Source organism: Pseudomonas sp. MT3, from assembly GCF_054720805.1.
In genome coordinates this window covers 24264-31466 of the sequence record NZ_JBTVPY010000038.1, presented here as the reverse complement: position 1 = coordinate 31466, position 7203 = coordinate 24264, and the positions used below count along the sequence as shown (strand labels likewise).

Below are 7203 nucleotides of genomic sequence, written 5' to 3'. Positions count from 1 at the left end.
CCACACACCGGATTGGCAAGATAGTGTGACCCCCGAGCCGTCGGCGCTTTTGGCGAGTAGTTTGCTATCCCCACAGGCGGTGCCAGCTGTCGCGACACCACCAATCGAGATGTACTCATTGGTGGAAATGCGGCCTGTGGCTGTCATGTTGCCGAAGGCGACTACCTGACCGCCGACCAGCGTTCCGCCGGTGGCCAGGCCCTTGTTGTTGTAGATCCGCACCCAGTCCGCGTCGGACTGGTAGATGCCGCCTCCCCACTTTTCGCTGTACCAGCCGGTATCACCCCGGGTTCTGAACCACCCCCCCGTGTACGTCTCTCCGGTCACGTTGGCGGTGGCGGCAGTTACCGTGCCTGTAGCAGTGACGTTTCGCGCGCTGACGTCGGCGCCAGTGGTGACGTTCCCCGTCGCGGTGATCGCTGCGGCGTTGTTGATGTTGTGCCCCCCGACGTTGAAGTCGGTGTTCATCGTGTTGAACTCCGGATGGCCTGGCACAGCATTCCGATACAGGTAGTCGTTGGCCAGCTCGCCATCCATGAGGAACAGTGCGCTGGCGGTATGGCCTGCTCCCGGGTTGATCGAGTAGTTGCTCAGGGCCACTTGCCATCCGCCGCGGATACCCTGGATGACGTTGGGGCTGAGCGTCGAGATGAACCCGCCAGGTCCCCCAAGGTTCTCCGCGATGGTGCGGATCCCGGTCTCAGGGATCGTCTGGCCGCCAGTGGTCACGACGATTGCTTCCAGCTGGTTCGCATTCGGCTTTCTGGCCAGGCCGATGATCGTCTGGCCGAAGGCGTTGGTGTCGGTGAACCCGGCCGGCAGGTAGTTGGTGTTCTGCAGCATGGTCACGGTGACCTGGACAGGCGCGGTTGCAGTCGCGTTCGCGAGCACGACGGCGAAGTTGTCCTTCAGATACTTCGAGAATGCTTCCGCGAACGTCTGCTGCTTGTCGGCAGCGATGCGGTAGCTCTGCTGGTTGGACATGTTGACCATCCAGAGCATTGCCACAGTGACGAGTACGGCGAGGACGATGAGCCCCATCGCCGCGTCGACGCTGAGTAGGCCTGCCTGCCGGCGCTTATTGATCATTCCAGAGACTCCTCGAGGATTGCTGGGCAATGTCTTGCTCCAGCAGTTGGATGTCCCCCTGCCGGATTTTTTCGCGAATGGAAGGTGCATCTGCGCCAGTCAGTGATAGGCACTGGAGCTTCAGGCGTCTGGCGCCCTTCGAATCGGTCTGGAGGGTTTGGTGGATGACGGCGACCAGGCCCTGGGAGAGGACCTGGAGCGCGTTCGAGAGCAAGGGCTGTGCAAGAACCGCGAGCCTTTCGATGCCCAGGGCCGCGTTGCCCGAGTGCCCGGTGCAGATGATGAAGTGCCCGTTGATCGAAGCCTGGATCACCAGCATCGCTGTTTTGGAGTCACGGACCTCGCCCACTAGGATGATCTCCGCCCGCGTGCGCAGCGCGCGGATGAGCGCTTCCTCATAGCCGCCTTGCTTGCGTGAGACTGGCACCTGCACGCAACGCCCAGGGCCGTGGACGCCATGCAGTAGGGGTTCGGGAGGGTCCTCGACGGTGAGGGCTACGCCGCCGTGAACCTCAAGCCGGGCCTTCACCAAGGATGCAGCGCTGGAGGTTTTGCCGGAACCCATCTCGCCGCAGAAAAAGACCAGGCCGCGAGTGAACTCGTCCAACAGGCTCTCGTGCAGCTGATCAGGAAGTCCCAGGTCGTCGAGCGGGAGAATCTTGACGGCCGACTTGTTCAGCACGAACAACGGTTTGGCGTTCACGTCCTGCAGCTGGGTGACGCGAAGGACCACGTCGTCTACCAGCAGGGAGAACTCAGGCTCCTGAGTGGCATTGTGGTGCTCCTGGCAGCGCTCCCGCAGCTGCTGGATCTCGACCTCCCATTCGGCTGGTGCCTGAACGCGACGGGGCTGCCCAGGCAGCCCCTTCACGTCCGAGAAGCCGTCGCCGAGGTACAGGTCGACGAACTGTGCTTCGGAGATGAATCCCACACGCTCCCCCTTAGTAGGTCGTCCAGGCGATGGTGTTGGAGTCGGAAGAGCAGCTGGTGGTAGCCGCAGCGCCCAGGATCTCACCGGCCGTAGAAGTCCCGCCGTTGATCGCCGTGCTGGTCTGCTTGTCCTTGGCGATTTTCGTCACCAGGGTGATGCAGGCGCTCTTAGGCACGTTCGTCTCGGTGAGCGTGAAGGTCATGCCATTGCTCACGTTGGTGACGGATCCGTTCCACTGGTTGGTCAGCGTCGAGCCCGAGACCCCCATCGAGCCAGTACCGTCGATGGCGATCAGGGAGGGCACGAGGTTGGTGCCGGAGGTGCCGTAGCCAGTCGAACCCTTGAGCTTCTTGGTATTGCCGATGATGGTGGTGATGTTGCTTTGCTCGATCGCGACGTCGGAGCCGGAGAGCATCTTGAAGCCCAGGTAGGCGATGAAGCCCAGGGCGATCGCGATCAGCATCAGCCACATGACGCCGTCGATGGAGAGGAAGCCGCGCTGCTTGTTGTGGCGAGAGATTGCCATTGGTTGTACCTCGTTATGGTTGATCAGTGTTGGATTGAATCCATGAGCCCCAAGGCCAACTGGAAGATGCCCACCACGACCAGGATCATGAGCAAGCCCATGAGGATGGCCGAGACGGTTACCAGGGCGCCGGAGATCGCCTCTACGCGCTTGAGCATCTGTTCCAGCCAGCGGTTGGCGAACCGTTCCATCGACTTGGCAAAGCCCTTGCGGGTGGCAAGTACTTGGAGGAAGTGGATGGCCATTGCATCGGGGAACTGGTGGCCGGCAAGACGCAGCGCAGTGCCGAAGTCTTTGCCGGAGCTGACGCCGTAGTGGATCGCGTCGATGCGCTCGCGAAGCCAGGGGGCTGCGCTGCGCTTCAGGATGGTCAGTGCGTTGAGCTGGCTGATGCCGGCGCGGAGCATCACCGACATGTTGAGAAGGAAGATCGAGCCCTGCAGGACCTTGTAGATTGACCAGGGCGGTATCGACTCCAGTCGAATTCGAGCCTTCTGCAGGAACGCGCTGAACTTCACTTTCATGACTGGGCTGTTACTGCTGATCTGCAGCCCGCAGAAGTAGGGCAAGGTCGTGATCGACAGCACGACAAGCGTCAGGGTTACGATGACGATCGCCAAACCGTAGTGGGTGACCAGGTTGGACAGGGCATAGAGGACTGCCGGCACGCCGGTCCAGTTTTCAGGATCCTGACGCTGCGACATGGAAGGGACCATCCAGCCGGCGATCACATACATGAGCGCGCCCATCAAGCTCCAGGTGAGGGACGGAAGTGCAACGACCGACTTCACCAGGCTGGCGATGCGCTGCCTGGCTTCGATGATCCGCACGCAGTCGCGGAAGGCCTGGATGAGGTTGCCGGTTTCCTCCCCCGATTCGATCAGCGAGGACTCGTCGAATGGGATGTAGCTGCGACAGGCCTCCGCCACAGGCTTGCCGCCACGCACCAGCATTGCGACCTGGCCGCACACAATCGAGACGGGATGGAGCTCCTTCCCGTCGTTGCTGAAGGCTTTCTCGACGGTCTCCAGTGCTTCTTCAATCGGGATGCCGTCCTCGAGGACGCCCATCAGGCTCTCGTAGAACTGGATCCGCTCGTTCTTGCCGAACTGCTTGATATAGAAGGTTTCCACCCAGCCATGCGCGGCCTCGCGTAAGCCTGCCCACAGATCAAGGAGCAGATCACGCATGTGTCAGCTCCACCAACTGGCGGTCGAAATCCAAGGGGCCGACGATGGTTTCGGCGTGCCGAGGATCAATGAGGCCACTTGCGATCTTCTGGGTGGCATGGGTGATTTTGGTGATACCGCCCATTTCCTTCACCCAATGACGGCGCGCCGCGCTGGCTCCCTTCTCGACGAAGGTCTTCATGAACAGCAAGTCGGACAACAGCACTTCGGCTACGACGGTTCGATCAACCACACCCAGGTGCTTGCAATGGGAACAGCCTTCGCCGTGCAGGTTGACCTGGTCGACGATGCCCAGCTGCTCCAGGCGCAGCCTCAGGTTGTGATCGATCGTGTCAAGGTTCTCGCGCAGAGGGATTCTGCAGGAGGGGCACAGAACCGGCAGGAGTGACTGGTTGATGATCCCCGTGGTGAGCGCCGGATCGGTGACTAGGTAGCTGGGAACGCCCATGTCCATCAGTCGCTGGATCGATGCAACTGCGTTGTTAGTGTGCAGCGTCGACCACACCAGGTGGCCGGTCATACCACCGCTGTATGCGGCCTGCGCCGACTCCAGGTCACGCAGCTCACCAAACATCAGAATGTCCGGGTCCAGGCGGACGGTGTTCTTGATGCCGTCCTTCCAAGTCTCCCCGGCGCCCAGGGGGGATTGGTTCGCCTTCAGTGGATATTCGGGCGGATCCTCCAGAGTGAGGATGTGGCGCGTACCTTCGGTCTCGTCATGGAGCAGGTTCAGGTTGACCTGCAGACTCTTCGACTTACCGGAACCGGTGGGACCGGTGATCAGGTTGATGCCATAGGGCAGGCTGCGAAGACGGGCGAACTGCTCAATCTGCGACGGCAAGAAGCCCAGCTCCTCGAGCGACTTCTTGGACTCGTCGTCGTAGAGCAAACGCATGATCATCAGCGGCCCCTCGACCAAGGGGCGAGTGGCGATCCGGGCGCCAAACAGGCCCAGCTGTTTCACGAACTCGCGGCTGACGCGCCCATCCTGCGGGATCTGCGGCTGGTAGTGGTCCTTGGAGACGTCGCACATGCTGTTGTAGAGCGCGGAGCACAGCTCACGCCCTACCTGGCTCTTCTCCTGCGCAGCCTCCCAGAGGAGCCCATGGATCCGGTATTTGATCTTGGTGATGTCATGGCCAACTACAACATGGATGTCGCTCGCAGCGCGGCGGTGGGCGTCCCCCAGCATCGCGAGTGCCTGCGCCTGGCGGTCAGTTTCCACCTGAGCGTTGAAGCCACCTTGAATGGAGGTCTGGTACAGCGCCTTGATGTCAGACAGTGTCGACTGGACGACTTCAAAGTCGTGATCCTGGCGCTCGAGCTGGTCCATGAAGGCCATGACGTAGTGATCGGTTCGATGCTGCTGGGAGACATGTAGCTTGCCATCGGCCGTCAGGGCCAGTACCTGGCGGAGCTCCTCCTTGACCTCGAAAACACCACCGGGGGCAGTCAATACGCTCACGGGTAAAGCTGTAGGAGGCGACGTTGGCGTGTCCACCTCGACCTGCTCGCCTTCCTGGCCGATGGGGGCAGAAGAAAGATCGGTCATCGCGGTGCTCCTTAGCGTTGAACCGGAACAAGACCAGGCAGGGCCGGCACTGACGGTGGTGCCGCGGAGGTCTGCTGCAGCGATTGCAAAGCAGGCGTAGGTGCCCTGTCGGAGAAGCCGAGCGGGTAGCGTTTGCCTGCGCGCTCCAGGAACACGCTATCGAGTGTGATCTGACTGACGCGATATCCTCCGGGCAGCTCCTTGCCCACGCTGGCATCCAGCTCGTAGCCGCTGCTGAAAAGCAGGGTGGCCTGCAGGCGACGGCTGGAGCCGGTGATTGCGCGCACCACCGGGAGGTCCGGTTCACCGCTGGTACGGCTGGGCGCCGGCGCTGCAGACTGAGCTGGCTGCTGAATGAAAGCGCCGGGGAATCCGTTCGGTGCTTGCTGGGGACTGCTGGACGTATCCTCGCCATTGCTCTCGCGCTCAGCCTTCAACCGCTCCGCCTTGGCTTTAAGGAGGATGGTTTCGCTCTGCACCTTCCCGAGCTCACCCACGCTGATGCCGGAGAGAGAGGCGTCCTCCGCCCAGGCATTGCTCAGGACAAAGCAGGCGGTTGCTGCCAGCCAGAATTGCTTATTTCGCATACAGGTCTCCTGATACCGACCACATCAGGTGGCCGGCCTGGTACTCGGACTTGATCTCGCGCAGCCGCAGCCCTTGAAGCGGGGCGCCGTTGAGTGAGTCGTAGGGAAGGACGCCGCTGACGTAGTTCAGGTCGAACTGCTTCCATTGGGGAGGCGGAGGGGGCGGCGGAGCGGGTTGCCCCGGGAGCGCGGGCTCCTGAGGCACCACGACAGGAACCTCCTTGAGCGTCGGCTCCTGGGAGAAGGCATGCAGCCAGGACGACAGGGCCGCCAGAGCGTCGATCGCTTCCGCGAGCGGCTCGTCACCAGCTGCTGGCAGGGCAAGATCGAACTTCAGCGTTGCGGAGTTTCCTTCGTCGAAGAATGCCGGTCGGTCGGAGAAGTGCCCGGCGCTGGCCGAAATGAGCTCCGCAGCGGTGCTGTTTCCACCGCGCTTGTAGGCAGCCAGGACTTGCGTGCCGTCGCATTGGGCGTTTGCGAAGGTCCAGCCATGGATGCTCGTGGGTAGCTGGTACATTACTCGGCTGCAACCTTCGACGAAGGCTGGGACAGAGGGCCGTTTCGCCCAAGGGTGTTCCAGCGCCTGCAGGGGCTGTTTGGTGCCTGTTTCTTGTTCCAGCCGGGCTTGCTCCTCGAGGCGCTTCCGTTCTACCTCCAGGCGCGCTTCGCGCGCGATCTGCTCCTGGTGCGCACGCCACTGTGTCCACGCCACAAAGGCGCCGATGACGATCACCGCGATGACGATCAACTGAGCCAGCTCCGCTTTCGACAGCCCGAATACCAGCGGTCGGAGGCGATACTCGCGTTTGAGTTTGGATGGCTGAAGCAGCTCCTGGATGTCCAGGGGCTCACCGCCCATATCGAATTCTGGCGGGAGGTACTCGTGCTCGAAGTTGATGCCACGGCTGCGCTGTTGTGCAACGCGCCGGCGCACTTCCGCGGCGGTGCCGATGAGATCGCAACCAGGGATGATCCCGCCGTCATGTACGGCTACGACCGCGTAGCGATCCTCATCAGTTTCAACCTGCCAAGCTGCGATCCAAGAGTTGCCGAGCTGACCGGCAAGAGTCGCGGCCAGGCTGTACATGCCCTTGGTCACGCCCTCGGTGCGCGATACGAAGCCTGCCTGGATGATGCGCGGGGTGCGCCGTATGGCGACGATGTCCAGGTCGTTGTCTTCCCCGAACTTGCGCGCTTCTTTCATGTAACCGGTGAGACTGCCCAGCGGGTGCCAGCGCAGGCCGGTCACGAAGTCCCTGCCACGGTACTGAAGGATCTGGACTCGCGAGCCCGCTACCTTGGGAGCGTCAATGCTCATCATCGCCCCT

The 7203-nt window shown here is 61.8% G+C and carries 7 protein-coding genes; all 7 read right to left on the bottom strand.

Annotation, left to right across the window (positions count from 1 at the left end; all coding sequences use genetic code 11):
* On the bottom strand, positions 1-1089 hold a 1089-nt coding region (gene pilV / locus ACYCAX_RS25995; RefSeq protein WP_043273963.1), incomplete at its 3' end, for a shufflon system plasmid conjugative transfer pilus tip adhesin PilV.
* A complete protein-coding gene (locus ACYCAX_RS25990) occupies positions 1079-2020 on the bottom strand; it encodes an ATPase, T2SS/T4P/T4SS family (protein WP_043273964.1) in 942 nt (313 codons plus the stop codon). The genes pilV and ACYCAX_RS25990, both read right to left, overlap by 11 nt.
* Positions 2021-2030: 10 nt before the next feature.
* Positions 2031-2546 carry a type 4 pilus major pilin gene (locus ACYCAX_RS25985; protein WP_043273966.1) on the bottom strand — a complete coding sequence of 172 codons (516 nt, stop codon included), beginning with the start codon at positions 2544-2546 and terminating at the stop codon, positions 2031-2033.
* A gap of 23 nt (positions 2547-2569) precedes the next feature.
* Complete coding sequence (locus tag ACYCAX_RS25980; protein ID WP_043273968.1) at positions 2570-3736, bottom strand: type II secretion system F family protein; 1167 nt, start codon at positions 3734-3736, stop codon at positions 2570-2572.
* Positions 3729-5288, bottom strand: a complete 1560-nt coding sequence (locus ACYCAX_RS25975) for a GspE/PulE family protein (protein ID WP_460249180.1) — start codon at positions 5286-5288, stop codon at positions 3729-3731. Before ACYCAX_RS25975 ends, ACYCAX_RS25980 begins: the two co-directional genes overlap by 8 nt.
* 11 nt (positions 5289-5299) lie before the next feature.
* On the bottom strand, positions 5300-5875 hold the full coding sequence (gene pilP, locus ACYCAX_RS25970) for a type IV pilus biogenesis protein PilP (RefSeq protein WP_460249179.1): 576 nt from the start codon (positions 5873-5875) through the stop codon (positions 5300-5302).
* Positions 5865-7196, bottom strand: a complete 1332-nt coding sequence (pilO2, locus tag ACYCAX_RS25965) for a type 4b pilus protein PilO2 (RefSeq protein ID WP_460249178.1) — start codon at positions 7194-7196, stop codon at positions 5865-5867. Before pilO2 ends, pilP begins: the two co-directional genes overlap by 11 nt.
* Positions 7197-7203: the final 7 nt, after the last annotated feature.

Coding starts and splice junctions, on each gene's coding strand:
- ACYCAX_RS25985 (WP_043273966.1), bottom strand. CDS start 2,546: ATGGCAATCTCTCGCCACAACAAGCAGCGCGGCTTCCTCTCCATCGAC.
- ACYCAX_RS25980 (WP_043273968.1), bottom strand. CDS start 3,736: ATGCGTGATCTGCTCCTTGATCTGTGGGCAGGCTTACGCGAGGCCGCG.
- ACYCAX_RS25975 (WP_460249180.1), bottom strand. CDS start 5,288: ATGACCGATCTTTCTTCTGCCCCCATCGGCCAGGAAGGCGAGCAGGTC.
- pilP (WP_460249179.1), bottom strand. CDS start 5,875: ATGCGAAATAAGCAATTCTGGCTGGCAGCAACCGCCTGCTTTGTCCTG.
- pilO2 (WP_460249178.1), bottom strand. CDS start 7,196: ATGATGAGCATTGACGCTCCCAAGGTAGCGGGCTCGCGAGTCCAGATC.